Annotated in this window: 30 protein-coding genes and 3 pseudogenes; 16 read left to right on the top strand and 17 right to left on the bottom strand. The window is 46.8% G+C overall.

Annotation, left to right across the window (positions count from 1 at the left end; genetic code table 11):
- Positions 1 to 9: 9 nt before the first annotated feature.
- The 4 genes from BJP35_RS12570 to BJP35_RS12555 all read right to left on the bottom strand — a co-directional run bounded on the left by BJP35_RS12570 (position 10) and on the right by BJP35_RS12555 (position 3437).
- Complete coding sequence (locus BJP35_RS12570) at positions 10 to 1281, bottom strand: MFS transporter (RefSeq protein WP_086463258.1); 1272 nt, start codon at positions 1279 to 1281, stop codon at positions 10 to 12.
- Positions 1282 to 1564: 283 nt separating this feature from the next.
- Positions 1565 to 2548 (bottom strand): PTS glucitol/sorbitol transporter subunit IIB, encoded by a 984-nt coding sequence (locus tag BJP35_RS12565; protein WP_086463257.1) that lies wholly within the window; start codon positions 2546 to 2548, stop codon positions 1565 to 1567.
- Positions 2539 to 2919: a PTS glucitol/sorbitol transporter subunit IIA gene (locus tag BJP35_RS24270; RefSeq protein WP_143349632.1), complete on the bottom strand. Its 381-nt coding sequence runs from the start codon at positions 2917 to 2919 to the stop codon at positions 2539 to 2541. The genes BJP35_RS12565 and BJP35_RS24270 overlap by 10 nt, the downstream gene beginning before the upstream one ends.
- On the bottom strand, positions 2919 to 3437 hold the full coding sequence (locus tag BJP35_RS12555) for a PTS glucitol/sorbitol transporter subunit IIC (protein ID WP_052768135.1): 519 nt from the start codon (positions 3435 to 3437) through the stop codon (positions 2919 to 2921). The genes BJP35_RS24270 and BJP35_RS12555 overlap by 1 nt, the downstream gene beginning before the upstream one ends.
- Positions 3438 to 3721: 284 nt before the next feature.
- On the opposite strand from BJP35_RS12555, the gene BJP35_RS12550 reads away from it, so the two are divergent.
- A complete protein-coding gene (locus BJP35_RS12550) occupies positions 3722 to 4174 on the top strand; it encodes a helix-turn-helix transcriptional regulator (RefSeq protein ID WP_143349631.1) in 453 nt (150 codons plus the stop codon).
- A 445-nt stretch (positions 4175 to 4619) separates the two neighbouring features.
- Here the strand turns inward: BJP35_RS12550 and BJP35_RS12545 are convergent, their stop codons facing one another.
- The 4 genes from BJP35_RS12545 to BJP35_RS12530 form a co-directional block, all read right to left on the bottom strand.
- Entirely contained in the window at positions 4620 to 5315 is a 696-nt protein-coding gene (locus BJP35_RS12545) for a hypothetical protein (protein WP_086463255.1), read from the bottom strand.
- 2 nt (positions 5316 to 5317) lie between these two features.
- Positions 5318 to 5824, bottom strand: a complete 507-nt coding sequence (locus tag BJP35_RS12540; RefSeq protein WP_086463254.1) for a hypothetical protein — start codon at positions 5822 to 5824, stop codon at positions 5318 to 5320.
- Entirely contained in the window at positions 5821 to 6651 is an 831-nt protein-coding gene (locus tag BJP35_RS12535) for a ParA family protein (protein WP_086463253.1), read from the bottom strand. Before BJP35_RS12535 ends, BJP35_RS12540 begins: the two co-directional genes overlap by 4 nt.
- A 1011-nt stretch (positions 6652 to 7662) precedes the next feature.
- Positions 7663 to 8535: a hypothetical protein gene (locus BJP35_RS12530; protein ID WP_086463252.1), complete on the bottom strand. Its 873-nt coding sequence runs from the start codon at positions 8533 to 8535 to the stop codon at positions 7663 to 7665.
- Positions 8536 to 8810: 275 nt separating this feature from the next.
- On the opposite strand from BJP35_RS12530, the gene BJP35_RS12525 reads away from it, so the two are divergent.
- The 3 genes from BJP35_RS12525 (at position 8811) to BJP35_RS12515 (ending at position 11071) form a co-directional block, all read left to right on the top strand.
- Positions 8811 to 9713, top strand: a complete 903-nt coding sequence (locus BJP35_RS12525; protein ID WP_086463251.1) for a hypothetical protein — start codon at positions 8811 to 8813, stop codon at positions 9711 to 9713.
- Positions 9714 to 9751: 38 nt separating this feature from the next.
- Positions 9752 to 10051, top strand: a complete 300-nt coding sequence (locus BJP35_RS24445) for a hypothetical protein (protein WP_179193667.1) — start codon at positions 9752 to 9754, stop codon at positions 10049 to 10051.
- A gap of 261 nt (positions 10052 to 10312) precedes the next feature.
- The gene (locus BJP35_RS12515) at positions 10313 to 11071 is read left to right on the top strand and encodes a hypothetical protein (RefSeq protein WP_086463249.1); all 759 of its coding nucleotides are present in this window, start codon (positions 10313 to 10315) and stop codon (positions 11069 to 11071) included.
- A gap of 371 nt (positions 11072 to 11442) precedes the next feature.
- Here the strand turns inward: BJP35_RS12515 and BJP35_RS12510 are convergent, their stop codons facing one another.
- Positions 11443 to 12048, bottom strand: a complete 606-nt coding sequence (locus BJP35_RS12510) for a hypothetical protein (RefSeq protein WP_086463297.1) — start codon at positions 12046 to 12048, stop codon at positions 11443 to 11445.
- A gap of 220 nt (positions 12049 to 12268) precedes the next feature.
- Here BJP35_RS12510 and BJP35_RS12505 point away from each other — a divergent pair, with 220 nt between their 5' ends.
- The 5 genes and pseudogenes from BJP35_RS12505 to BJP35_RS12485 all read left to right on the top strand — a co-directional run bounded on the left by BJP35_RS12505 (position 12269) and on the right by BJP35_RS12485 (position 15146).
- Entirely contained in the window at positions 12269 to 12616 is a 348-nt protein-coding gene (locus BJP35_RS12505; RefSeq protein ID WP_086463296.1) for a hypothetical protein, read from the top strand.
- A gap of 146 nt (positions 12617 to 12762) precedes the next feature.
- A pseudogene (locus BJP35_RS24625) lies at positions 12763 to 12961 on the top strand (hypothetical protein).
- Positions 12958 to 13140, top strand: a pseudogene (locus BJP35_RS12495) (hypothetical protein); the annotation flags it as partial. The pseudogenes BJP35_RS24625 and BJP35_RS12495, both read left to right, overlap by 4 nt.
- A 150-nt stretch (positions 13141 to 13290) precedes the next feature.
- Positions 13291 to 14499: a DNA cytosine methyltransferase gene (locus tag BJP35_RS12490; RefSeq protein WP_086463248.1), complete on the top strand. Its 1209-nt coding sequence runs from the start codon at positions 13291 to 13293 to the stop codon at positions 14497 to 14499.
- Positions 14496 to 15146 (top strand): Eco29kI family restriction endonuclease, encoded by a 651-nt coding sequence (locus BJP35_RS12485; protein ID WP_086463247.1) that lies wholly within the window; start codon positions 14496 to 14498, stop codon positions 15144 to 15146. Before BJP35_RS12490 ends, BJP35_RS12485 begins: the two co-directional genes overlap by 4 nt.
- Positions 15147 to 15539: 393 nt before the next feature.
- Here BJP35_RS12485 and BJP35_RS24440 read toward each other — a convergent pair whose 3' ends face one another.
- Positions 15540 to 15716: a hypothetical protein gene (locus BJP35_RS24440; protein ID WP_179193666.1), complete on the bottom strand. Its 177-nt coding sequence runs from the start codon at positions 15714 to 15716 to the stop codon at positions 15540 to 15542.
- 141 nt (positions 15717 to 15857) lie between these two features.
- Between BJP35_RS24440 and BJP35_RS24265 the strand changes: the two are divergent.
- Positions 15858 to 15983, top strand: a pseudogene (locus tag BJP35_RS24265) (IS481 family transposase); the annotation flags it as partial.
- A 123-nt stretch (positions 15984 to 16106) separates the two neighbouring features.
- On the opposite strand, the gene BJP35_RS24435 reads toward BJP35_RS24265, so the two are convergent.
- Genes BJP35_RS24435 through BJP35_RS12470 form a run of 5 tightly spaced genes read right to left on the bottom strand, consistent with a single transcriptional unit; the run spans position 16107 to position 18348 of the window.
- Positions 16107 to 16244: a hypothetical protein gene (locus BJP35_RS24435; RefSeq protein ID WP_179193665.1), complete on the bottom strand. Its 138-nt coding sequence runs from the start codon at positions 16242 to 16244 to the stop codon at positions 16107 to 16109.
- Positions 16241 to 16408 (bottom strand): hypothetical protein, encoded by a 168-nt coding sequence (locus BJP35_RS24430; protein WP_179193664.1) that lies wholly within the window; start codon positions 16406 to 16408, stop codon positions 16241 to 16243. The genes BJP35_RS24435 and BJP35_RS24430 overlap by 4 nt, the downstream gene beginning before the upstream one ends.
- Entirely contained in the window at positions 16395 to 16739 is a 345-nt protein-coding gene (locus BJP35_RS12480; RefSeq protein WP_086463246.1) for a hypothetical protein, read from the bottom strand. Before BJP35_RS12480 ends, BJP35_RS24430 begins: the two co-directional genes overlap by 14 nt.
- Positions 16730 to 17833 carry a hypothetical protein gene (locus BJP35_RS12475; RefSeq protein WP_086463245.1) on the bottom strand — a complete coding sequence of 368 codons (1104 nt, stop codon included), beginning with the start codon at positions 17831 to 17833 and terminating at the stop codon, positions 16730 to 16732. The genes BJP35_RS12480 and BJP35_RS12475 overlap by 10 nt, the downstream gene beginning before the upstream one ends.
- A gap of 35 nt (positions 17834 to 17868) precedes the next feature.
- Positions 17869 to 18348 carry a hypothetical protein gene (locus BJP35_RS12470; protein WP_143349630.1) on the bottom strand — a complete coding sequence of 160 codons (480 nt, stop codon included), beginning with the start codon at positions 18346 to 18348 and terminating at the stop codon, positions 17869 to 17871.
- 321 nt (positions 18349 to 18669) lie between these two features.
- On the opposite strand from BJP35_RS12470, the gene BJP35_RS12465 reads away from it, so the two are divergent.
- The 6 genes from BJP35_RS12465 to BJP35_RS24615 all read left to right on the top strand — a co-directional run bounded on the left by BJP35_RS12465 (position 18670) and on the right by BJP35_RS24615 (position 24371).
- On the top strand, positions 18670 to 18984 hold the full coding sequence (locus BJP35_RS12465) for a hypothetical protein (RefSeq protein WP_143349629.1): 315 nt from the start codon (positions 18670 to 18672) through the stop codon (positions 18982 to 18984).
- A 38-nt stretch (positions 18985 to 19022) separates the two neighbouring features.
- The gene (locus BJP35_RS12460) at positions 19023 to 20063 is read left to right on the top strand and encodes an HNH endonuclease (RefSeq protein ID WP_086463242.1); all 1041 of its coding nucleotides are present in this window, start codon (positions 19023 to 19025) and stop codon (positions 20061 to 20063) included.
- Between the two features lie 682 nt (positions 20064 to 20745).
- Positions 20746 to 21480: a hypothetical protein gene (locus BJP35_RS12455; protein ID WP_086463241.1), complete on the top strand. Its 735-nt coding sequence runs from the start codon at positions 20746 to 20748 to the stop codon at positions 21478 to 21480.
- 608 nt (positions 21481 to 22088) lie between these two features.
- Positions 22089 to 22715, top strand: a complete 627-nt coding sequence (locus BJP35_RS24620; RefSeq protein ID WP_256971759.1) for an HNH endonuclease — start codon at positions 22089 to 22091, stop codon at positions 22713 to 22715.
- 70 nt (positions 22716 to 22785) lie between these two features.
- Positions 22786 to 23352: a hypothetical protein gene (locus BJP35_RS12440; protein WP_086463240.1), complete on the top strand. Its 567-nt coding sequence runs from the start codon at positions 22786 to 22788 to the stop codon at positions 23350 to 23352.
- A gap of 620 nt (positions 23353 to 23972) precedes the next feature.
- Entirely contained in the window at positions 23973 to 24371 is a 399-nt protein-coding gene (locus BJP35_RS24615; protein ID WP_256971758.1) for a hypothetical protein, read from the top strand.
- A 74-nt stretch (positions 24372 to 24445) separates the two neighbouring features.
- Here the strand turns inward: BJP35_RS24615 and BJP35_RS24425 are convergent, their stop codons facing one another.
- Together BJP35_RS24425 and BJP35_RS12430 are read right to left on the bottom strand one after the other, a co-directional pair.
- Positions 24446 to 24595, bottom strand: coding sequence for a hypothetical protein (locus BJP35_RS24425; protein ID WP_179193663.1), 150 nt, complete (start codon positions 24593 to 24595; stop codon positions 24446 to 24448).
- Positions 24596 to 24713: 118 nt separating this feature from the next.
- A complete protein-coding gene (locus BJP35_RS12430) occupies positions 24714 to 26078 on the bottom strand; it encodes an RES domain-containing protein (RefSeq protein ID WP_086463239.1) in 1365 nt (454 codons plus the stop codon).
- Positions 26079 to 26120: the final 42 nt, after the last annotated feature.

Raw genomic sequence — 26120 nt, 5'->3', positions numbered from 1 at the left:
CCTGTGGGGTTACAGACCTGGAATAAACGCGCTGTCGTGCGCGGGGGCGGGACGGGGCTGCCGGAGCAGCGTCCAGAGCAGGGCGGCCCCGATGAGATCGAGGAAGCCCAGCACGTCAAAAACGAGGTGGTAGCCGATGCTGGCCACGGCCGCACCGATGAGAAGCGTGCCGGTAAAGCCGCCCACGCCGCCGATGAGTCCGGCAAAGCCGGTGACGGTCCCGACCTCGCTCTCGTCGAAGTAGTCCCCGGACATGCTGATGACGGTGATGGAGGCGCACTGGTGGGCGAACCCGGCGACGCAGAAGAGGGTGATGGCCATCCCGGCGCTGGTCACGTGGTTGATGAGCGGCATCAGGGTCATCAGGAGGGCCGCAAAGGTGAAGGTGATCCGCTTGGCGTTGACCAGGCTCACCCCCCGGCGGTTGAGCATTTCCGCGCAGAACCCGGCGAAGAGGCAGCCCACGTCGGCGGTGAGAAACGGCAGCCAGGCGAAGAGGGCAATTTGCTTCAGGTCAAGATGGCGGACAGTGACGAGATAGAGGGGCATCCAGAAGCCCAGCGCCGCCCAGGTGGGGTCGGCAAACATCCGGGGCAGCGAGATGGCCCAGAGGTCGCGGCGGGGCAGCAGGGTTTTTAGCGAGACGCGGCGGCGGACCACCGGTGACGTGTCCCGGCCGATCAGGGCGAGCTCAGCGCCCGACATCAGGGGATGCTTCTCCGGAGCGCGGTAGGCCACGCACCAGAGCACGGCCCAGAGGATGCCGAAGACGCTGGCAATGACGAAGGCGACCCGCCAGTTATAGTGCAGGATGGACCAGGCGACGACCGGCGGGGCGAGCATGGCTCCCGCCGAGGTGCCGACGCTGTAGACCCCGCAGGCGAGCCCGCGCTCCCGGGCGGGGAACCACTGGGTGGAGACCTTCATCCCGGCGGGGTTGAAGGTGGATTCGGTGAGGCCGATGCCGAGGCGCAGTATCATCATGGGGATCCACGAGCTGAAGAACCCGGTCAGGGCATTAAACACCGACCAGAGGACGGCCATGAGGGAGAAGACCGCGCGCACCCCGAACCGGTCCATGATGTAGCCGGCGAAGACGCCGCCGATGGGATAGGCCAGGTTGAAGGCGGCGGTGATCCAGGAATACTGCTGCTCGGTAAACCCGATTTCCTTCAGCATGGTCGGGGCGGCAATCCCGAGCGTGTTGCGGGACAGGTAGTTGGTGATGGTGCCCAGCATGACCAGGACAATAATGTACCATCGCAGATTCTTGATTTTCATGGTGTAGCGCCTCCTTTTCTGAGGGGTAAGGAACAGATGTTGTTGTTATTGCCGGACGCGAGCGGCACCCCGGATACAGCCGGGAGACCGCCAGCCACCGGCGTCGGTAAAACACAGGCAACGCGGGATAGCCAGGGGCCTCCCCGCCGCCGGGTGAGCCGAATTCAGGCAACAGCCATCCCCACCCGGTGAAGGGTGTTGTCAACGCGTGCTGTCAGGCCCTCGCGGGCACCCGCTCCGGCGACGTCCGGTCCGTCAGGCCCGAACCGTCACCCGCCCGGCGTCAGGTGAAGAGCCCCGTGGCGCAGGCCCAGCCAATGACCACCGCCAGGGGGCCGGTCAGCTGGCGGGAGAGCAGGAAGGCCGGGACCCCGGCGGCGATCGTGGCCCGGGTGGCCCCCTGGGTGGCGAGCCCGACGGGAATGAAGTCGCACCCGACCTGGACGTTGATGGCGAACAGCGCGGGCAGGGCCAGGGCGGGGGGCAACGTCCCGGCCCCGATCTGCGTCCCGATGATGACTCCCACCACCTGGGTAAAGGCCGCCCCGGGGCCGAGGAGCGGCGAGAGAAAGGGAAAGCTGCAGATGACCGAGAGCAGCACCAGCCCCCAGACCGAGCTCACCAGGGGGGTGAGCAGGTGCGCGAGAGCGGTCCCGACAGTGGAGTCTTCGGCGAACGCCATCAGCAGGGCAATAAGGGCCATAAAGGGGAGGATGTCACGGAGGGCCACCTGGATCGCATCCCGGGCGGCGTCGCGCAGCAGCGGCAGCATCTCCCCGAGCAGGACGGCGAGACGCACTTCCGTCGCCACCACGCGCCGCACGCCCCGGAGGGGCTCCTGCTCCTGGTGCACCACCGCGTCGTTCACCGGGAGGGTGAGCGGCTCCGGGTCGGGAAGGCGCTGCCGGTCCGCCTGGGCCAGCTCGGTGAGGGTGACGCCGGAGACCCAGGTATCGTCGTCGATGAAGCAGGCGAGGCGGCCCCGGTAGCTGCCCGGCCGGACGTTGATGACCGGGATATGCTTCTGCGGGTACAGGCCGCAGAGAAACGACCCCGGATCGTCCAGAACCACGCAGAGAACCTGCTCGTCCGGGGGCAGGATGGCGTAGCCATTGACCAGCTCGGACTCGGTGAGAGCGGCGAGCTCGATGGCCACCGGGTGAAAGTCGCCTCCGGTGAGGCAGAGAATGACGCGCCCGCTGCGCACCGGCAGCCAGAGGCCGGTGCCGGTGCCGCCGGGGCCAGGCCGGACGTGGATCAGTTCCATGGGTATCCCTCCTCGATGATAAAGTCGCCCCGCAGGTCGCGCATGTCCGGGGCGGGACCGCCCAGATGCAGGGCGGCGTCATGCAGGGGCGTCAGGGCGTGGTCGAAGCACAACACCAGCAGCCCGGTGCTAAAAAGCGATTCCCGGGCCCGGTCACCTGTAGCGGTGATGAGAGACAGGCGGTGGCCGAGGCGCAGCGCGTCGCCGGGGCCGAAGGGCTGCCGCTCGTCCCGGAAGGTGCACTCCAGCGGCAGGGCGTACGCCCGCAGCCGCCCGGTCATGCTGTCCGGACAGGCAATCAGGATCCCCCGGGAAAGCCAGCGTTCGACATACGTTCCGGGCTTGCGAATGCGCGCATGATAGAGCTGCATCAGGCTTTCCTCCGTGCCGCGAGCCTAAGGAAAATCCGCTCGGTGACGATGCCCCGAATCAGCCCCACCACCACGGCCGTGAGCACGTAGCGCAGGGCCAGCTGGGTGACGGAGAGCCCGTGGGCCCGGAGCCCGGCGCAGATGCTGAGCCAGGCGACCAGCTCGGGCGTGACCACCCCCGGAAAGGCGGTGGACATGGGATGGGCCAGCGTGGTGAGGGCATCCTCAAAGCCGGGTTTGCTCTTCTCGGGCAGCACAAACCCGAGCGCCAGCGCCCCGGGGGCCCGTAGCAGCAGCCAGCCGATGACGGGCAACAGCCCGTAGGTCAGGATGCGCGAGCGCCCGAAGGTTCTGGCCAGCGCTTCGGTCCGGGCGGTCCCGGCAAGGCGCAGGGTCACCGTCAGGAGGATGCGCAGTAGCACAAAGGCAGGCAGGACGGTTCCCGCCAGGGTGATAAAATGGCCGTAAGCGCAGTGGATAAAGCCAAACACGCCCCCGGTCAGGCTGAGCAGTGTCATGTTCAGTCCTCTCTGGATGTAAAAAAAATCCGGGGTGCCCGGGCTAACCGGACGGGAGGAGCGAGCATGACGGCTACAACAGTCAGAGCCCCCGGGAACAGTGGCGGTACAGACTTCGCCTGCTTAGTTTTTTCAGGGCGAGCGCAGGCGTGGCATTTCAGCCCTGTTTATGCGATTCTCAAAGATGGATTTACAAGCAGAGATTGCTTGTATTATGTACAAATAGGCTGCCACGAAATTTCGCGAAAGTAAAGTGAGTTTTCGTGATTGGTCGGTTTGTTTGCATGAGCTATTCAGGCAAACAATTAGTTGATGTTTTGGAATGGCATATGACTAATAAGAAAGTAACTGACGATGCGAGTGATAGCGATTTCAACTTTGGTGAAAGAATCGCGCTGGCGATGGAACAATCGAAGGATACGATAGGTTCTTTAGTGGAAAAAACAGGCATCCCTGATTCAACTTTGAGGGGGTATATAAACAAGAAATCCGTACCTACAGGGTGGACCCAAATTCGCAAGATAATCAAGGAAACAGGCGTAAGCGCGTCTTGGTTTTTTGGTGAAAAGCAGGGCGATGAGGAAAGAGCCGAAAGGAGTGTAGCTAAAGATTTAGAGTTACTAAATGGTCTCTTCCGATATATGGATCCAACTCAGCGTGGAGAAGTTCTCAAACGTATTTTGGACAGTCTTTCTGAGCAACTGAAAACGCAAATCGAGAAGGGTAAGGAAAAATGATCTTTGTTATCGGTTTTCTTTCGTTTAAAAAATGAAATGTTATACATAGAAAATGATTGAAGAACTTTACGTTCTTCAATTTGAAATTAACTAGCTGTAAGTCAGCCCTCAAAGGCCGCGTCATCCAAATGGCCAGCTGCGGGGAAGGGAGTTAATTTCGGTTAGTACTAGAAAAAGAAAATGAAGAACTCCATCAAAAAACCTAATTCTCATTCTCTGGTGAAAAATTATGAATCGATAACTCTATGGTCGGTCGGTTGTGTGATATTCGGGTCGATTGATAGTGTTTGAGTATATGCTTGATAGTATTGCTAATTTTAGTATATTCAAAGTGAATCTAAATGTGTAATTGACGGATGGAGATTTTTATTCTAATGCGTGAAATTGTCTGATATCCAACATAAAAACTATCGTAATAGTGATAGTTTTTATGTTAATAGATCAACTATTCATTATAAGAATGGAGTTCAGCTCGTTGTGCGGGGGTTAGGCTAATAAGTATTTTTTCTCTATATTCTGAGGCAAAAGAAAAAAATGCGTCACGATACATTTTTATAACTATAATAATCATTGATTTAACAGTTTTATCAATAACTTTTGACAAACTATCAATGCTGGCTATATCTATTTCTGGAAAAACATTAAGAGCTTTTATATGCGCCATTTCCTTTTTCGTTGCAGTGTGAACATGGCTACAAAGAGAGGAATACTCTTTTTTTAATATCTCATAGATATGAGGGTTCTGCTCAAATATTGAGTGCTCTCCGGTCCTTTGTATAACTTTAAAGAGGGATTTTTCCTCTAGAATAGATGAGTCAATCAGACAGCCTATTGATTTTATGAAGTTTTCAATGCAGCTACGCATCATTAAATTTGCTGGCTTATAAGCACCGTTAATAACCAGAAACATGGCAGTACCGAGATCAGATGAAGTCTCTTGTAATCTTTCCATCGCCTTAACATCCACTTTATTTCGAGAAAAGTGAAATAGACAATATACAAGAGACATAAGAGAGTAGTACCTCTTGTGTATCATACTTATTTTACCTTTGGTTTTTTCATTTCCAAAGATACCCACGATTTTATATTCGGAAAAATGATTCACCAACTCGATGAAATCTTTATTCAATTCTCTAGACATATTCAATCCTTATTAAATATATCTTTTATTACTTGATTCCAGTCATATGCTTTGTTTTGAGCACTAGATAATATTTTCTTTTCTTTAATTTTACTTAAAACAAGAGGGTTATTAGACATAGAGTTTATTACATTATAAGCCTTCTCTAAGTCCGAAAGATTTTTGTCATGAACATCACAAACTATTATCCCTATCATCTCTTCACGTGAACGTTTTTCAGGACGACTTATTTCAATACCTAAAGTACGTGCAAAATCATCAATGTCTTTATTTTTTTGAAATAAATCTTTGTCCAATAAGATTCTTGGAAGATAACCTACGAGATAACCTTTAATATCATCTTTGTTATTTTGTATATATCTTTCTGAAACATCTAAATTGTCATTATAGACGCTGTTAAGTAAATCTGAATAATTAATTCTAGAAAATTTCTTAGAAATAAAAGAAAATTCTTCTAAAAAATTAATGAGCTGTTTGATCTCTTTTTGTGTGATTTTTTTATCAATCATATGTCACCTACCCTGGAAAGGAGTTCATCAACAATCTTTGAAAGAGAAAGCTTCATCTCTTCGTCTGTTAAATTGTTAACAAACAAACCTCTCGTTTGAAATCGCGCTAGTTCGGTACGTTTACTAAGATAAGATGTAAAAATCTTATCTCGCCAACGTTTTTGTTTTTTGAAGTATCTGAGACTTTCTTCATATAAGTTACTATTACCTTCAACCATATTAAAAACGATACCAGCACATTCTATCTTAAGATCGAAATTATCGCGCTTTTCACTTATGATACTATCTAAAAGATCTATGCCTGTAATTGAAAGAGGGTCAGGTTTTGCTGGTATCAAATAATAACCCGAAGCTATCAATGCACTAGACATCCAAACCGATGGGGTGGGAGGGGTATCGATTATGACATAATCATAACTATTCTCATGAAGTTTTAGGAAGCGCCGTAGCTTATTTTCAATTCCTTCGCCCGGTTTCATTTCAATTTTATATAATCCAAGGCTTCCAGGTATAATATGGAAATTAGCATTCAATTCAACCGGCTTTATGTCTTTTAATTCCTTAGGTGAATTTACCAAAGGACCAGTCATGGTGGATAACTGAATCTTAGAGCTATAAAAAATATCACATATGTTATCTCCACCGTTTTTCATGTGTTCAACGTATCTTGCAGTATCCATGACACATTGTGTGGCGTTAAATTGTGGATCGATATCGATTAATAATATTTTTTGCCCTAGTTTATCCGAAAGGTGGTCGGCAATATTAGTCGCCAATGTAGACTTACCAACTCCTCCTTTCATATTAATCAAGCTTATTACTTTCAATTATTTTTCTCCCGAGTTTATTGTCAACCAAATCCATATAAATAATTTTATATACTTTATTAAATATATTTATTTTAGCAGTTCTTTCTTGAATAGTAAACACTATGTGTCATTAAAAATAAATAAATTCATATTGGTATTTTTGTGATGCTAAGCTTAAAATTCTTGCTAATAATGGAAAAGACAACAGCACTTATACAATCGCTATATTTATCCGAATAAAGTATAAGATCAATTGTCGTTATGCTTCATCAGCAACATGCTAATCCTTCATTAGTAGATGCGTATTCTCAGTAAGATCAATATGTAAAAGAACTCTATTCAAATGGATACTTATAACACAGATGAGCGCGATTACCATAGTTGACATTTAAACTAATCATTCTTTTAGAGGGTTTTTCAGTCCGTCAGGCGATGAAGGTATTTACTGTAATCTGTATTGGTCTCGGGTACATAAATGAAAAAGAATAGGCGGTAGCGAGCTTCAGAATCATAGCGTTTAAAAGCACGTCGTATTTTCCTCTATCCCTGGCCCGGGTAAACGGTGAGGTACCAACAGTTAGCCAGTTCTGCTGCAGTGCCTCGCTAGATATCCTTATGAAAAGGGTCTTGGTGATGCTGATGATAACCCCAAAAGCCAGTTTCTGTCGCTTCCCGACACCGTTGATACAGCACCACTCGTATCTGCTGCGGCATCAATTCTTGCCGGGAATGCTTCCAGCGACTCCGTAGAACATTTCATGACAATTCGTAAACGGTGCAAAGAATGGCGGAATTAAGACCCCGTTCCCCTGGTAACGGGTTAGGCTCAATAAACTAGGGCAGGGTAACTCGCATGCTACCAGCATAATCTTGTTGTGTAAGCTATTTGATTGTTGGCAAGGGAAGGGCAAAGCTTGTAGGAGCTATATCTTAGTTGCCAGAGCCTTGAGCGTGGGAGTCGGCTTTGAGCCAACAGCGGAAGTATCTAGCAACAGTCTGCATTGACCAATGGGGAGCAGGTCAATATGTCTATTTAATAATTCCATTTTTGAAAACCATCTGCTTAGTGCCGGAAATATAGTTCTGCACAATACCTAATAAATCTTTGGAGTAATCAATCGTTGAAATGGTTTCTGCTGGCTTGCTATGTATATACGTAAGCGAAAATCCTTTGAGCTTTATACTCAGATGCCCATTTTCAGATTCTAAGTACGCGTCATCTAACGTTTCCTTATATGTACCTTCACCGTATTGAATGTCAGGTATTCTTCCAGCCAATGAGTTTGCTAAGTCATAGAGGGAATACCTAGAGTCAGATGTTTTATCTACAATGAATATCTCGTTGTTAAGTAGTCTACTGAAGCTCGAATTAATCGTTTCAACGTTTAAATCATTTCTTGATTCAAGCCATTTTGCATCGACTAACGGTGAGAACGAAGTTATTCTTGGTGGAAAAATTGCAACAATATTCAACTGGATTGTTTTTATCAATGGCGTACCATCAGGAGCACACCAATCGTTATTGTCAGCCTCGCGGACAATCAATAGATCGATTTTATGTTGTTCCGCTTTTTTTTGCGTTCCGCTTTGATATCCAGTTTTTGTGGCATATATTAGCCTTAGTCCGGGGATGTCGGCAGTTTTACCAATAAATGCGTCAATTTTTTCAATGGTTATAGACGAGGCATAGTCCTTACATTCAATTACTGATTTATATTCATACCCTCCTAGGTTAAATTCCCAATAAACATCGAATTGTCTTGTTATGCCGTTTCTATCAACTATTTTTTTATTTACCTCAACATTAATGTTTTTTAAATGAGAGATTTGTTCTGCATTTATCAAACTTTGTTGTATAGCTCCAACAAACTCTTCGTAAGCCTTACCAGTATTTTTAGTCATTGTGCACCCTTTTACCATTCGTTAAAGCAACAGATAGCTATTTGTACACCTTGAATCCATACGCGGATTTTTGCCTCTTCGCGGTGTATTGCACGATGTATTGCAACTCGCAAAATTGATTTCTCATTAGACGAATTTTATCACATAAATCATCTACATCCTTTCATATTTGACTCATGCAGCCAAAGGACGAAGAGCGCGACCTTAACCCGTTTAATCCCCTCAAACTTCTTCGTATAATGAGCTGAAACGCGCCTCGGCAAAAGGATGTCTTCATGGATCTCTTCCCTGATATTGAACAGGCTGTGCCCTTACCCCATGAAGTAGTGCTCCGTTACATGGTATGTAAAATCCGTGATAACCGGTCGGAAGAGTGGCTTGTAGAGATGTGCAGGAAAAACAACCTCTCTGATGTCTGTCAGGAGTATCTTCAAAAGGGAGTGCTGAAGGCTCTGGAGGGGGAACCTGATGTCAGTTTTTACCCGCCAAGACTGACCATTGAGCTGGTGCCCCGGACATGCTGGTTCGATAACGTCAGAAGTGCGGTATCTTCATCGGACTGGAAACGGTTACGGCAACAAACGGCCAGAACAGCAGGGTGGAAATGCCAGGTCTGCGGCGGAAAGGGGCCACGATGGCCTGTGGAGTGCCATGAAATCTGGCATTACGATGATGACAGGCAGTGTCAGACCCTCACCGGGCTCATCGCGTTATGCCCATCCTGTCATGAAGTCAAACACATGGGGTTCAGCGGGCTCCGGGGTAAAAAGGACGAGGCGGTGGCTCATCTGGCGCTCGTCAACGGCTGGTCCCTTCAGGGCGCATTTGACTATGTGGATGAGGCCTTTGACGTGTGGCGGGAACGCTCTCGTCATGCCTGGCAACTGGATATCTCCTGGCTCGAAGCGCAGGGGATTAAACTCCGGGATGAGACAGCAGCAGAGGGCGACAACATCCCAGCTGAGGATCAGCTTTCGCTGGAGCTTGAGGTTGCGCCTGTCGCGACGCAGAGCACTGTAGTGCCCGCCGTGGTGGAACAACAGAGCATCTCCGGCGATGAGAGGCCAATCCAGAAGGACAACCCTGTATCCCGCTCATCGTCCGTAGGGTCAACGTTCTGGTCAGTCTGCCAGCGGGTGTTCTGCCAGGTGAAAAAGGTGATACGGGAGCAGCGGTGATTAGACCCGTGGCGATTCAGTCCCGGTGAGAGAGGCGAATGCGTTTAGCGCCGGATGAAAACGCATCTCTTTTTTCAGGACGTAATGTCGATCTGGCTGGTGATGAGCGCATCCCCTTTAAACTGTATCGGTGTCAGCAGATCGACACCGGTCTCAGGTACATGCAGGGAGACGATGAGGCTGTAGCGCGCTTCAGAATCATAGCAGTTCAGAGCACGCCGTGTTTTCCACCCGCGCTGCTTTCTGGCAAGCGGTTTGGTTATGGGCAAGGGAAGGGCAAAGCTTTCCCAGGAGATATGTCATTGATGTTTGCGCTTGAAACGTGCGTCTCCCCTTGATTAAGAATAGCGTTGCATCGACCTGTTGAACCCACGGCTCTTAAAGGACATCTAACACACCTTAAAACAACATTTACAAGTATCCTATTAATGTCAGGTAGAAACCTGAATCCCGAAAATTTTCGAACTAGGAGAGCAATATAATACGGCAGGTATAAACAAGTACAAAAAGGAGATGAGGACTATAAATTGGTGATGAAATGCTTTAACATAATGGAGGTTCTTGTTTTTTTGGATTAAACAACTTTTTGTGACACAGATATGAACGCTTTACAACGCTTAGCTTCCCAGATATACAGGTTTGTGCTTTTTCCTTTTTTTATTTTATTGCTGGTTATCATAGGTATATTCTCCGCATGCATACTTTATAACACACTGGCGCTTAAAACCGATGCTGGTTCCTTTCCGGACTGGATAGCCGCCGCATCCTCTTTGGTAACAACAGTTATAGCGTGGCTTGCATTTAGATCTGCCCCACACTGGTTACAACAGAAAGTGGACGAAAAAGCGTTAAATGACGCAGAGTTACTTATTGAAAAATATGTCGATTTGCGGCTTATCCTTGGTCGGATGAAACTGGCTAAAGAGAATCTCATATCAATCTTTAGTAATATTGATGCTAAGGAGGAGCTATATGGGCAGGTCATACGTGCCGTGGCCGAGTTACAAGATAAAACCAGCGCCCTTAACCCAGCCCTCAAAGAGCTCGAGAATCTCCAGTCTAAATTATCGCGAAGGGGATGGTCGATTAAGAAAGAATACGTATTTCTTGATGAATCAGGGCTCGGCAGGATCTTACTTCTTAATGAGTTTGACGATTTGATCTCAACTACACTTCTTACTAACATGTCTTTACTCGAACATTCAACGCGAGGTGATAATGAACAGTCAGTCCGTGAAATGATTACAGAACTCAATGCAAACAGTAAAAGGTTTGATGATGCATACATAAAAACTGCTATCATCACCAATAAAATCCTTAATTTAACTCGTCCTGTTGTTGATATTTTCCATAAGTGATAAGAGTGCCAAATTTGTAATTATTCCTCTACTGTAGGGGGTGTTGATTTTAAATTAGCAATAATTACTATCAGTTCAGGAAGTTAACTTTAGTGAGTGTGACCTGCCCCCTGTATTAGCTACAACCGTCAGTTAGTAATGTCGGTTGATTTTTCTTCATATTTCCTGTTTCGCCAGTCCGTTATGAATTCAGTCGGTGTTTGGTAATCCAGCGGTGCATCTTGGATTGCGTACCTAAGTGCGTGGGGGGAAAGTGCGGTAAGAAATGCGCCAGGTGCGTGTATGACGAAAAAGGCCTGATATATCATCAAGCCTATAAAAATTATATTGCTCAAGGTGAAAAAAAATTAACATGTATCGCTTGAAAAGGTTTATTTTGTGTCAGTTAGAACACCACTTTTCCTTAACGCCCGCAATGTTATGTTAACATTTTCTTTTAATACAAAATGTTGCGTTTTTAAAGTTTTTGCATAATCAATGAGCCCTTTTTCTTGGGCTCGAAGCCTTTCAAGGTGAATTTGTTGCTGAGTCTCAGCATAAACAAAGTTCCAGTGTTCTGTTTTTTGTACTAAATCATTATTCAATCGGTACGAGTCAATCATACCCTTGCCTAATGTATAGGTTTTGATAATGTTTTTTCTGAGGTCGTGGTCTTTGATTCTTCCTATCAGAAAGGTATTGCCGTTATAAACATTAAAGAAATCACTTACTAAAGGGTAATACCAAAAAAGGGGGTGTCCATCTTGTAAGGATTCGAGTCGATTCCCCATTGTTGTTTGATAATTTTCGAAGACAGTTTCAATTTCGTCGTGAATTGCTTGAAGTAAACTTTTGATTACCTGAAGCTCATTATGCTCGGCAATTTCCTTTTGATTAGCATGCGATTGGTTTGTCGCTCGAAGCGAAAAGTAACCAGCGATAATCCCGCCAATCACAGCACTGATAACTGATATCGAAACTGTGATAAAAGTATTCAAGTGTTTTCTCCAAAAAGTATCCAGCAAAAAAATGTTCATAAGTAAGTAATTTATCCGTAGGATTAATTATATCTAAATCTATTTTCTAGATAGTTTATTAATTATTTATCGATATCCTAAATAAGGAACGATTACTGTAAGATAGTAACTGCAACTTGCTACTCGCATTGTTTTGGAAGACTATGACAAAGAGAAAACTCTAACTCCTTGGATGATGAGCATGCATCGTTTGAAAGAAATTAAGAAAAAGCTCGACGCAATCGAGCAAGCGCTGAACGACCAATACCCACGTTTCAAAGCGGATCCGGCATTAACAGAGCTTATCACTGAACTGAAAGACTATGTAGATTCTGAGCGCAAGCAACTAGCAAAGCAAAAAGCGCGAGGGGAACTCACTGAGTTTGAATCCTGCTTCATAGAACCTGCGGTCAGAGATGTATACCTTGCTTCGTTGGACAAAATCAGACGGGGATCTAAACCCAGCAGTAGCGTCAATAACAACATTTGCGATACATCTATGACCCTAAGTTATTGGCTCCATCAAATTGAAGAAAGTCAGGAGAAATAAAAACTGACTATGTCGTTTCATCAGGCCGGGGAGACCCGGCTTTTTTGCGTTTGGAAATGATTAATCTGTTTTTCTAAAAAAAAATTAACTCACAATTTTTAGCAATTACTCATTGTGTCCTGTTTACTTATACAGTAGAGGTCATCCTGACAGTCATGAACGATTTAAACACTGGCGAGACTAAAGGTGTCTCTATACATCTGGACGACGGCTTAAGCAGTACCGCATTGACCATCTTAAAGCTCACCCGGGACGCCGTTACCCGGCGTTGCACAGATTGTTCGGCATGCTGTTAACGCATGGCTTAATGAGTTCAGCTTTGCAGTAACGGAAGTTGGAAAATGAAAGGCTGGTACGCCATAAAAACAGCCAGTAGTGGTAACAGTGCTGATATCAGCATTTACGAGGAGATCGGCGGATGGTGTATCACTGCCCAGCAATTTTCAGAGGAGCTGAAAGCCCTGGACGATATTTCACATATCAACTTTTACATTCACTCACCTGGTGGCGATGTTTTCGACGGCAAACATGCTAAAATTTCATGCTGTCTGCAGCTTTAGCTATCAATGGCGCTTAATTTGCATGCTTCCTCCGTTACAGAGCATTGCAGGTTTCGATACGTGAATTATCTTGATAAAATGCAGCTCATAAGCCACAGGCGGAGATTAGTTAGAATGAAATCAGTAGAGCTATTTGCCGGAGCTGGCGGCTTGGCTATGGGGTGTGAGATTGCAGGCTTTGAGCACCTGGCTGTCGTCGAGTGGGATAAATGGGCTTGTGATACGGTACGAGAAAACCAGAAAAACGGTTTCCCTTTGCTTGAAAACTGGGATTTGTTTGAAGGTGACGTGCGAGAATTCGACTGGTCTCAGGTCCCCAAAGGCATCGACCTTCTCGCGGGAGGACCGCCTTGCCAACCGTTTTCCATTGGCGGCAAACACAAGGCAAATTCCGACATGCGGGACATGTTCCCGGCGACAGCAGAAGCTATCAGACGTATACGACCTAAAGCATTCATTGTGGAGAACGTGAAGGGGCTTACCCGTGCCACATTTGCCGCCTATTTTCAGTATATTCAGCTTCAGCTTGAGTTTCCTGAAGTCCCTCCAGTCCCTGGTGAGGACTGGAGCGAACATCTCAAACGGCTGCAGGAAGAAAGGACCAGCGGTAAGCATAAAGGCAAAGGCCTGACTTATAATGTGCTCGCAACGCTGGTCAATGCAGCTGACTTCGGTATTCCGCAGAAGCGAGAGCGCGTTTTTATCGTGGGATTCAGGGACGATCTGGGAATTGAGTGGTCATTCCCTAAACCAACTCACAGTTACGATGCGCTGCTTTACGATCAGTGGGTGACCGGAGAGTACTGGAAACGTCATGGCCTCAGGATGCCCGTGCCGCCAGCAAAACTGGAGAACCGCATTGTTAAGCTCAAAAAAAATCCTCCGGATACGCTTCCATGGAAAACGGTAAGAGACGCTATTGCCGATTTACCGGATCCCGAGACACCAGCGGCGTCCCGAATTCGAAATCATACCTTCCAGGGCGGTGCCAAAGTCTATCCTGGTCATACCGGAAGCCCGTTAGATCTGCCAGCCAAAACGCTTAAAGCGGGCGATCATGGTGTGCCCGGTGGGGAGAATATGCTTGTTCGTGATGATGGCTCCGTGCGCTATTTTACCGTTCGGGAAAGTGCGCGTATCCAGACGTTCCCGGATAGCTATCGTTTCCATGGCAGCTGGACAGAAACTATGCGCCAGCTCGGAAATGCGGTTCCTGTCCATCTGGCATATTGCGTGGCATCAAGTGTTGCGGAAAAACTATTAACCTCGGAAATAGGCAACATGATCAAGCAATCACAAAATAATAAAAAGGTTTCTGCATGACAGGTAACGTCATTCCATTTAATCCACTGGACAAGCAAAACTTAGGGGCCAGTGTTGCGGAAGCTCTGCTGAGTAAAGATGCACATCCACTCGGCGAGCTTACTTCGTTTATGGGGGCGGGTATTTATGCGATTTATTACACAGGCTCCCATCCTGCCTATCAGACTTTATCTGAGCTCAATAAAGACAACAAATTCCTGCTTCCGATCTATGTGGGTAAAGCGGTGCCGCCGGGCGCGCGCATGGGCTTAACAAATCCTGACATTGTTGGCAATGTCTTGTTCCGGCGTCTGAAAGAGCATGCCGAAAGCCTCAGAGCTGCGGAAAACCTCGATATTAACGATTTTTATTGCCGTTTTCTCGTAGTCGATGATATCTGGATCCCTCTGGGAGAGTCACTGGTCATCTCCCGTTTCAAACCAATATGGAATTCCTTTATCGACGGATTTGGTAATCATGATCCGGGACGGCATCGCTATACCGGACTTCGTCCTCGTTGGGATTTCATGCATCCGGGGCGAGGTTGGGCCCAGAATCTGAGAGAGCGAAATGAAACAGTTGATGAACTCATCCGTGATGCACAGCAGTACCTTATGAATCTTCCTCCGTGCTTAGCTCAGCGTTTCATTGAGGCAGATGGTGACTAAAGAATATTTACATAAAGTCGACAATATTAAGAAACATCAATAAGCTCAGTAGTTATCTTAAGCTAATATCATTGTTATGTTAGATGATGATGCTCTTATCCGGTCAGAGTTAACCATTCATACCGATATATTAAAACCGGCCTCACCAGCCGGTTTTTTTACGCTTTCACATTGCCCTTTCAGGTAACCCCTATTCATCGATTGACTTGGGCCCCGCTGACTTATAGACCATGATGTTAGTCGTGTCTTTATCAGCAGTGTGGGTGGACCCCACAGAAGTAATGTCCTTCTGAAGCCACTGTCTACTCCCCGCACAAGAAATTCCCCGGTACGGCTCAGTCCGGGCCAGAGAGAGGGATATTATTAGATTCAGATTAAAACGCATCACTGTTTTCAGGACGTAATTTCGATCTGGCTGGCGATGAGCGCATCCACTTTGAGCTGTACCGGCGTCAGCAGATCGACATCGGTCTCCGGTACATGGAGGGAAACGATGAGGCTGTAGCGCGCTTCAGAATCATAGCGGTTCAGAGCGCGTCGTGTCTTCCACCCGCGCTGCCTCCTGGGCAAGCGGTTTGGTTGTTGGCAAGGGAAGGGCATAGCTTTCGCAGGAGGTATGTCATTGATGTTCACTGGTAAGAATGCATGTCCGCTTTGTGCTAATAGCGAACGTTACTAGCATGTATCTGTATCAATCTATGGAGCAGGTAAGAATGGCTAACTCACTATAATAATGAACGGACCCATCAGGGAAAAATGTGCTTTGGGCGGACGCCAATGGATACATTACTTGATGGAAAACGCATCTGGGCTGATAAAAATTTAAGCCAGAGGTAATCTGACAGACACCTGTATAAATAACCGGTAACTGTCAGATCAGGTCTGAGCTAATACATATCAGATAACGAGTAATGGACATCATCAATATGCTACATATGCTTGATCATAATACTTCGTCATTCATCGCTGGTCACTATCACGAAACTTTTTCTTTTTTGCCTCCTGCATCGCCTGATGTCTTCTTCGTCTGGGCACCTCATTGGCGCCAAAAAAAATAACAAAAGCAATTAAAGCAATAACAATAAATAAAATAATCATTTGCCGTCCTTTTTCAGTTTTTTATCAATCCCATTCTCTTCCTTTTCAAGCGCTTTTTTACGATGTTTTTCAAGATGGTCTGAAGCCTTTTTCCCTACAAAAGCTGATGAAATGGCAGTCACTAATAACCCAACAGCGGTAAGGATGTTTTTACTTTGTGACAAGACCATATTCCTCGTTCAGTAATCTGTAGAAACCTTTGTCTATATTGCCGTTATCGAAAGGTTCCCGGCCATGGACATCGATTAAAGTATTACGCAGTTTTTGTATCTGCGACTTTAAATCATCTACCGACATTTCGCCAGATGCGTACTCATACCTCAGTAGTTCAAGCGAGACAATCGTTTCGAGTTGGGCGGTATCAGCAGCATTAAGGTCTTTGCTTTGCCGCAAACGCTCAGCTGCTGCTATCACTACAGCAGGCTCGCAACAGTCATCGGAGTCTTCAAAATGATAAAAGTTTTTCGTATTAGTGGCATGGTTTACTAAACGCATACAGTTTTTACCCAGTCGTCAAAATTTGATTCGCTGTCATTAAGTACGGCAATAGATTTCTCGTAATGAGTCATAACCTGACGATGCTGTTTATGGACTATCAACACCGAGCGGGCACTGTTCCAGAGGAACGGACCGGCAATAAGGTAGTTCAGCTTTCCGGTTCGTCCAAGAGTTCCAGTTACAAGCAGAAGCATTTGTATAACAAGCGCAGTGCCATAAGCGATCACTGCAAGTTGCGTCTTATGTAGCTCTTTTTCATCTTCAGGAGTATCCAGTCCCCTATGGGCAAAAGCGCCATAAGAGAGTAAAAGTAACTTCATAACAGCGTAGCTGGATGCATCTGCTGCGTTTATTGTTCCGTACTCATCTCCAAGAGCTTCCATCAAAGGGTTAGAAGCCGCATAGCCTGATGATTTGGTTGGGTCCTCTTTCCATTCTGTAAAAAAAGAAGAAAAGGGTAAAGGTAACCCTTTCGTTGTGGGTAAATCGGAAAGATAGTGGGTCAGAATATGCAGGATTGCTTTAAGATGCAGGCCGAGTCCACTACTCCCTGGAAAGTTACTTTCGAGGTATTTTAGTACCAGTGAATATACAGTTTGCCCACCGACATCTTGCCCTCCATACGTATAACCGTCTGGCAGCTTCTGATTGAGGTTAAAATCGTGCCCAAAGATAGAACGATGGTTACCACCTGCCCGGTAATCTAAGGGGCTGGCACCTGTAGCCTCAGGCTTAAAATACTCATGCAGCTTTACGAACTTTTCTTCCAATGCATCGGCATAGTGATTTGTAATATGCGCAGCGCCAACCCCCATGATCCCAATGCAGACTGCCACAACAATATCATTAGAATTGAGCGCACGATAATCCATCGATATCTCCAGGTCGGCAAGCATCGTCTTGAAGTCTATCGTACCGACTGCCATTTTTGCCCTGTCATCCAGAGACAAGTGAGCTGTGGTCGGATCAACTACAATTTCACCCGTATGCCGCTTCACCAGATAGTCCAGGTTGGTCGCTCTTTGATCCCAGTATTCATCTTCCGGTTCTGCTATGAAAACCGATTTAATTTTGTGCCATATATTCGCCATTACGTCCTCATGTGCTTTTTTAAGCGGAGCTATGTTTAAGGCTGGCTATCCGTCAGCATGATGGAATAGTGGATCCCATGTGGCAGACTGATTGATAAAGGCTTATTGAGTGTCAGCGGGATGGCCTGTGGTGCAAGTGGTATTGTCCTGACGATACCTCCTACCAGACGGGCATTCACATATTGCTCGTGATCATAGTAATTTATCTCACCACTAATCTCGGCCGTACTGTTTCCTTTATCTGCGTATAAATCGACATAGATTGTCGCTGCTGCAAATTTTCTGTCAAGATCAGAGGTGAATACTTTTCCACGCAACGGGCGGAGTGCGTACAGTAGCAAATTACGAGTATTGTCTTTTTTCAGAAGGCTGTCAGCGGTTACAGTTATTGTGATTGGCCCTGAAACTGGTGACTGCATTTCAGTTCTCAGGTACTGCGTTTTGTTTTCTGAAGGCATAGTACTGCATCCCATCAGCGCAATACATAAAACAGCAATTCCTGTCATTCTGTTCAATTCAAGTATCCTTCTTTCATTATCATCAAATGATAGTCATTCTGTCTGTATCGGCATGGTTCACAAATAGTTGATACTAATAAGCTCGGAGGCTATGAAAAGCGATACCATATCCGGCTCATGAGATGAATGTTGTTAGTAACCTCTGCTTTGGTTGTTATCCTTTCAACTGGTTACTCCGCTCCAGGTCCATTGATGATCATGTGCAACGTCCGCTCCTCGCTCAAAGCAGCCATATGAAATGGATGGATGACAGTAAGCAGGTTAGGCCACAGTGAGGGGGCGGTTAGGCATCTGGCCTACGTAAACGGCTGGTCCCTAGTGGGTGCATTAGACTATGTGGATGAGGACTTTGACGTGTGGCGGGAACTCTCTCGTCATGCCTGGCAGCTGGATATCTCCTGGCACGCAGCGCAGGAGATCAAACGCCAGGATGAGACAGCAGCAGAGAGCAATAACTTCTCTGCTGAGGATCAGCTTTCGCTGGAGTTTGAGGTTCCGCCTGTCGCGGTGAAGGGCACTGCGGTGCCCGCCGTCGGGGAGCAGAGAAGCATTTCCGGCGATGTGAGGCAAATCCTGAAGAATCATAGTCCTTTCAACTCTATCGCAACTTTTCACTCTGAGTCGAAAGGTTAATAACAACTGGCTTTTATCAGATCATACAGGTTTATACGATGAGTATGAGGCAGAAAGGATATCCAAACGGTCCCCTGGTGAGAGCAATATGGGATTGCTGTGATGAGCTGTATGAGCGTTTAGGCCGTGTTCCTGAAAGACAGGAACTCTTGCAGGAGATGAAGCTACGGGAACCCGAAAGGGCAGGTCTAAGTACTTATGGAAGACAGAGAATTGAATGGAAGCTGTACCACGGTTTTGAAAGCACGGAGAAAGCAGATAGTTGCCTTAATATTATACCCGAGGAATTTTTAGAGCCACAGCTACGCCGAGTTGTTTATGCCGTTACACAACTGGGGGAAGTTTCGATTCCACAGGTCATTGAATGGCTTGATTTTAGCAACGCCCCGCTAAAGTTGAATGAAATTCGATCACAATTCCAGGCACTCACTGTCAATGATAATCAGCGTGCTCGATATCGTGCATCCCGTACCAGCATGGTTAGCGATCAGGGGCATTATATGGACAAGCTCTTCCGCACCGGAAAAGGGAGGGCGACCCGCTATGTTCTTTATGATCCAAACATACACGGTGTCTGGGATATTGGCGATGACGGAAAAACGCCAGTAGAGATTGTAAAACCTACTTCCCTGGAGAGGTTAAGGATTTTGCATGAATGTACTGATTGTCCTGAGTTAAAACTAGAGGATATGCGTGCAAGAGTGCTGAGGGAAATTGTGGATCGTGAAGGTCAGCCTATCTTTCGGAAAAGATTACTGGATGCCTACAATCGAGCATGTGCAGTTACCGACTGTGCGATCGCTGAATTACTTGAGGCTGCTCATATAATTCCTTATTCAGGTGCGCAGCATTGTAAGGCCATGCACGGAATACTTCTCAGGACCGATATACACACGCTATTTGACAAAGGGCTGCTTTGGATAGATCAGAACTTTAGGGTTAGCCTCGACACTGGGTTACTAAACAGTGAGTACGGTCATTTACAGGGTAAATTAATGAGATTGCCGGAGGCACGAATGGATCGCCCACTTAAGGCTCATCTTGCCTATCATCGTGCGCTTTTTGTAAATAAATTATGATGTTATATTGAATGCTCGAAAGCAAGTTTGACCTGCTCCCCGTTGATTGACACACGGCGTTGTTAGCGCCATTCATTGCGACTTAATTATGAACGTCTGTTGGATGCTCATTACTGAACTGACGATGCGTATCTGCAAAATTAAGTTTTGTTATCTCAAGACGTTCAGAGCCTGCTGGTGCGACAGGTACCGGTTAGACAAGATAGTATGGAGGATTAAGCCGCCCTGAGGCGGCTTGTCATTATTTGCGTGGCTTCCCAGCATCCGAGCGTTTTTCTCGAACTCTACCATCATTGTTACGATCACGGGGCTGCGTTCCACCGCCGGGTTTAGGAACAACAACGCCTGGATTAAGTGGTCTTCTGTCCGCCATATTTCTGTTTCCTAAAAAAATGGCAATGTTGCCGTCTCTTTTGATACGCCTGGTATCGTTACCTTTCAATCATGATGGGATGATATGTTGCGCAGCATCAACTTTTCCCTCATCCCACTTACAGTGAACATTCCACATATGTCCATCCGCTTGGTGCCAGAAGCTCATGTTCTAACTCTATACTGTGTCAATCTAGGGGGGAGGTCAACGAAGTGTGTGATTTAGGTAGGGTCGAAGGTGAACAGAGTTGTGCTATCTTATGATTTTTTAGTAGGCATAGCCTGCTTTAACACAGCAAACAGGTATAAGATGAGCGGAAATAGCTTTAGGCAAAAATTGGCTGACAAAGGGCAGGAGTATTTTGAGAACTTATCAGCGGATAAATTACGAAATAATTTCTATGGTTATTTGATAATCTCATTCGCCATATTCAACTTTGAAAACATCATACTCATTCTTAAATCAAAAGATAAGATTGAGATGACTTTGATCTACATCCAAGCTCAACCCGAATTTTCTTGGAATTTTTTTTGGAAGCCGCTTTGGTTTGGAATCGCGGCGTCACTATTAATGCCAATGATTACGGCCGCCTATGTAGTTTTCACTAGTGTTTTTGACTCGATCAGAACCGAGAGTAAAGGCTTCGGATCAACCTTATGGGAACGGGTTAAGGTATACAATGAATCAAGGTTGAACAGTGCAAAGGAAGAGTTGGTCGAACAAGAAAAGAAATTAGTTATAAAAAAAAACCAGTATAATGATATTCAAAGGGATATTAGAATTCTTGAGACCACTCGCTCTGACTTAGAAAAATATCTAATAGAACTAGCGAAAGTGTATGCAATTTATAACAATAATTACTCTCATAGAGATATGGAAGGATTGATAGAGCAATTAGAAAAAGCTGACATTTTGAAACACTTCCCCGATAAAAACACCTTAATCAGATTACATTCATTTTGTAAGCAAAATCCTTCAAAACCTATTTTAGATAATACATCCGAATCTACACCAGTTAGCGATACCTCCAAAGAAGTCATTTAAAGCCTGGCGGGATCACTTCCCGCCATTCTTCGCATACTCAATGAATTTCTTCTCTGCCTCTTTACGCGACATACCGGTCATTACGAGGGCATCAACAAACGTTTGTTTCTTCTGACCTGCTCCCCATTGACTGATACACCGTGATGTTAGCGAAGCCTTCCTTCCGACCCTGACAGAACAAATGTTATTCTTAAGCCACTATCTACTCCTCGCGTAAGAAATCTCGTGGCCCGCTAAGTCCAGGCAAGATGATCACAACTACTTTACTCTGTACCGGTTTTAGCAATTCGACGTTGGTTTTCGGTACAGGGCGGAAGACGATTAGGTAACCAGACCAGCCCCGGTAAACACTAGCCTCATCGGAGGATACAATCTGCGTATCATGTTATCTCCCTGTGACACCGTGTGATGCTGCCCCGCAGGTTTCGCCCGCGAATTGATAACGTTGTCTAACCTGTTCATCCTCTGAAGCAGATGGATACACGACCAAATTGCTCCTGACCACATTCCTGTAACCTAAGGACGAAGAGCGCGGCTTTACCCCGTTTAATCACCTCAAAGCCTTTCGTATAATCGGCTGAAACGCGCCTCGGCAAAAGGATGTCGTCATGGATCTTTTTCGTGATATTGAACAGGCTGTGCCCTTACCCCATGAAGAAGTGCTCCGTTACATGGTATGTAAAATCCGTGATAACCGGTCGGAAAAATGGCTTGCTGAGATATGCAGGAAAAACAACCTTTCTGATGTCTGTCAGGATTATCTTCAAAAGGGAGTGCTGAAGGCTCTGGAGGGTGCACCTGATGTCAGTTTTTACCCGCCAAGACTGACCATTGAGCTGGTCCCCCGGACATGCTGGTTCGATAACGTCAGAAGTGCGGTCTCTTCATCGGACTGGAAACGGTTACGGCAACAAACGGCCAGAACAGCAGGGTGGAAATGCCAGATCTGCGGCGGTAAGGGGCCCAGATGGCCTGTGGAGTGTCATGAAATCTGGCATTACGATGATGACAGGCAGTGTCAGACCCTCACCGGACTCATCGCGTTATGCCCTTCATGCCATGAAGTCAAACACATGGGGTTCAGTGGGCTCCGGGGTAAAAAGGACGAGGCGGTGGCTCATCTGGATCTCCTTAACGGGTGGGACCTGCTGGGAGAGACGATTCATTGCGAACTGGTATTTCAACACACCTCATTATCAAATTGTTATTATTGTAACCATCTGACACTAAAATGATAATTCACAATTCATCAATAAAAACGCGATAATGGTATTTTCATTTTAGGCATATCCTTAAGGAACCAAAATGGATGATGAAGAAGAGGAATACCTGTCTGATTATGGGCTAAGGCGTAAGAAGTTCGAATATGATCGCCGTATCCACTATGGATATATTTTTGCTGTAGGGCTGGAAGTCTATATTGTGATCATAGGGAGTCTGGTTAATGAGAGTATCTTTTCCCGAATAGGCTATGAACTGCCAGAAGGTGTAGAGTTTCCGCAAAACGGAATGGCTGAGGTATATTTTGACGTTTACGACGGCATGGGCGGGTTAGGTGATTTTCACCACGTTTCGTTTGCTGGTCTCGGCAGTGCGGTTGTTCTTCAGAAGGTTTCACTGGCTCTTATTGCTCATTATGAGAAATTTAACGTAGGCGGATTTGTCTTTCAGGCTGCAACAGGTGATGATGTCGATCGAGGGCGGCGAATCTCCCTTGAAGAGACTTATGACTATTTGCTTGGGTTAAAAAGTGAACCACGCTATAATGAACGTACTGGTATGCAAAAGAAAGCTACGCGCAGATTGCTACCGGAAACGCTGCAGGCTTACAAATCAGTCAAAGAAGGGAGGGCCAATTATGCCGTATTATAATAGACAACAGCGATCACCTCTTCGTGACCCGACGACTGATGAGAAAAGTGCTTTTCAGTCTCTGATTTCATCTGAGCTCAAGACGAATTCAGCCGATTTAGGTTCGCGAGTAGAAGGCCTTAAAGCAAACCTTAACGCAGCCCAAAAGCAATCTTCTGCCACCTTACTCCGCAAAAAATTGAAAGGTCATATTGTGCGTGAGTGGAGCGAGATCTAACCCTCTCCTATCGAAAAGCCGCAAATGCGGCTTTTTTTTTACCCCTCGTTTGCTTTGCAGGGGGGTAATGAACGCTCTGAAAAGTGAATCTGACCTCAGCTTTTACCCATCACTACAGCCGATAGAGCTGGTCCCCCGGACATGCTGGTTCGATAACGTCAGAAGTGCGGTATCTTTGACGGACTGGAAACGGTTACGGCTACAAACGGCCAGAAGAGCAGGGTGGAAATGCCAGGTCTGCGGCGGAAAGGGGCCCCGATGGCCTGTGGAGTGCCATGAAATCTGGCATTACGATGATGATCGGCAGTGTCAGACCCTCACCGGCCTCATCGCGTAATGCCCTTCGTGCCATGAAGTCAAACACATGGGGTTCAGCGAGCTCCGGGGTAAAAAGGACGAAGCGGTGGCTCACCTGGCTCTTGTCAACGGCTGGTCCCTTCAGGGCACATTTGACTATGTGGATGAGGCCTTTGACGTGTGGCGGGAACGCTCTCGTCATGCCTGGCAACTGGATATCTCGTGGCTCGAAACGCAGGGGATCAAACTCCGGGATGAGACAGCAGCAGAGGGCGATAACATCCCTGCTGAGGATCAGCTTTCGCTGGAGCTTGAGGTTCCCCCTGTCGCGACGCAGAGCACTGTAGTGCCCGCCGTGGTGGAACAACAGAGCATCTCCCGCGATGAGAGGCCAATCCTGAAGGACAACCCTGTTTTCCGCTCATCGTCCGTAAGGTCAACGTTCTGGTCAGTCTGCCAGCGGGTGTTCTGCCAGGTGAAAAAGGTGATACGGGAGCAGTGGTGAATCACCAAAGGAGAGGTGAGCATGACTTACTCACACAATCTGTCAGTAGGCGTTCTCGTTGACATATACACTCTTCATCGCGGCAGCCAGGCGGCAATGCTGACATCATCCTGCGTTAACTGTTCTGTTATAAGAACGTAGCGCAGTTTTAGCATAACGTGGATACCAATAGGGCCACCCGGCTGTTGCTGTGCTGGCTTGTCCGGAATGCTGAATATGGCCACTGCCTACATTCCTCATCAGGCCTGATCAGCTCGGAACATTGACCGTACAGGAATTCTGCCCTTGTGTTCACAAGGTGTGTACTGGACGGCCTGCAGTAAGTTTTCCGAAACAGCGGCGCTAAAAGTCAGAGAGATCGTCGAAAGGTTCGGGAGGCATGGGTTGTATCAGGTCTTCCCCCTGATTGACAGGCGCTTGACTGGTTATGAACGTGACCCCAGTAATATTATGGTACGTCATGCCCTCAGTGATAAGTCTTAACGTAGGCTCAGGAATACGCGCGAAAGCCCTCGAACCCACATAAAGTTTTTTTTGGGGCACCCCGACTATAAGCTGAATTTCGGGGCCGAAATTATACGGGTTGTCTTCTGCGTATTCATAAAGCTCAACATTAAAACGCCGTGATTCATCGGCTGCATGCCTGACGGCAGAGGACTTATTGAACAGTACAATATTATAACCTTTTCCGGCCTGCACTTGAGTGGACTTAAAGCTTACGCCATCAAGACCGAAGGTTTCCCGATCACTTAGAAAGTCGGCAACAAGCTGAGTGATCAGATAATCGCTGTCCTGCCTTTTTCCAAAGGCGGGCAGAGTAAGTTTTCGGGAAAGCGTTCTGAAAAATACCGCTCGTTCATTGGTTTTTCGGGTCTGGGGATCAAACTTACTACCGGAACCGAAGCTGAGTGAATCCAGGGCGGAAATATCGAGAACCCTGAGGGCCCGCAGCGGAACAAATGGTGCCGTCACCACAATACTGCCGACCGGTGGTCTGACTTCTGCAATAGCCACATCGACGGATGTGGCACCGTAAAACACGGATATTCCCTGAGCATTCATGCGCCCAGAGCGTGCCAGGGAGGGAGGGGGAGGGCCAAAGTATTTTTCAGGTTGTTCCAGGGCTTGCTTGACTTCCTCTTGGTTTTCAAAGACCCTGGCACGATAAAGCCGAATTTCTTCTGTCAGCATTTTTACCGGAGAAGAACTATCCAGGGTTTTCAGTTTATTGATATCCCGGAAAAGAGAATCCAGAAAAGCATTGGCCTCCCGGTTAAAATATCGCGTTTCATTCAGCAAAGAATCTGTAGCTTTTCGCCAGGAAGAACTGAGTTTCCCTGTGGAATAGGTAATGTGGCGGTAGACAAAGGCATCGTTATACCGTACCCCGTCAAAATCATTATGCGGATTGAACTTTTCAGCCAGTAGATTGTAGATATCCTCGGCCACCTCGAATTCAACGCCCAGTTCTTTATAGATGACCTCCTGTGCGCTGTCCCCATGACCACAATCATAAATATCCTCATAGGCTTCAAAATAATATTCAAATACGTCATGCATCATCGCGAGGATATGTTCGACGTGAATATTTATACGTTTTCGTTTGCAGTAAGAGCAGGCCTGATTACTGCTACCTATTTTTTTGATATGTTGCCTGACGTAGGCATCACCCACACACTGATGACAAAGGTACTTTTCTTCCCACATTGTGAACCCGTCCGTAATCTGATGATATTGCGTTACTTTCCT

Source organism: Enterobacter sp. J49, assembly GCF_002148625.1.
Taxonomy (GTDB): Bacteria; Pseudomonadota; Gammaproteobacteria; order Enterobacterales; family Enterobacteriaceae; genus Enterobacter; species Enterobacter ludwigii.
Note: the sequence above shows the minus strand (reverse complement) of the source record. Positions and strands in the feature narration are given on the sequence as shown.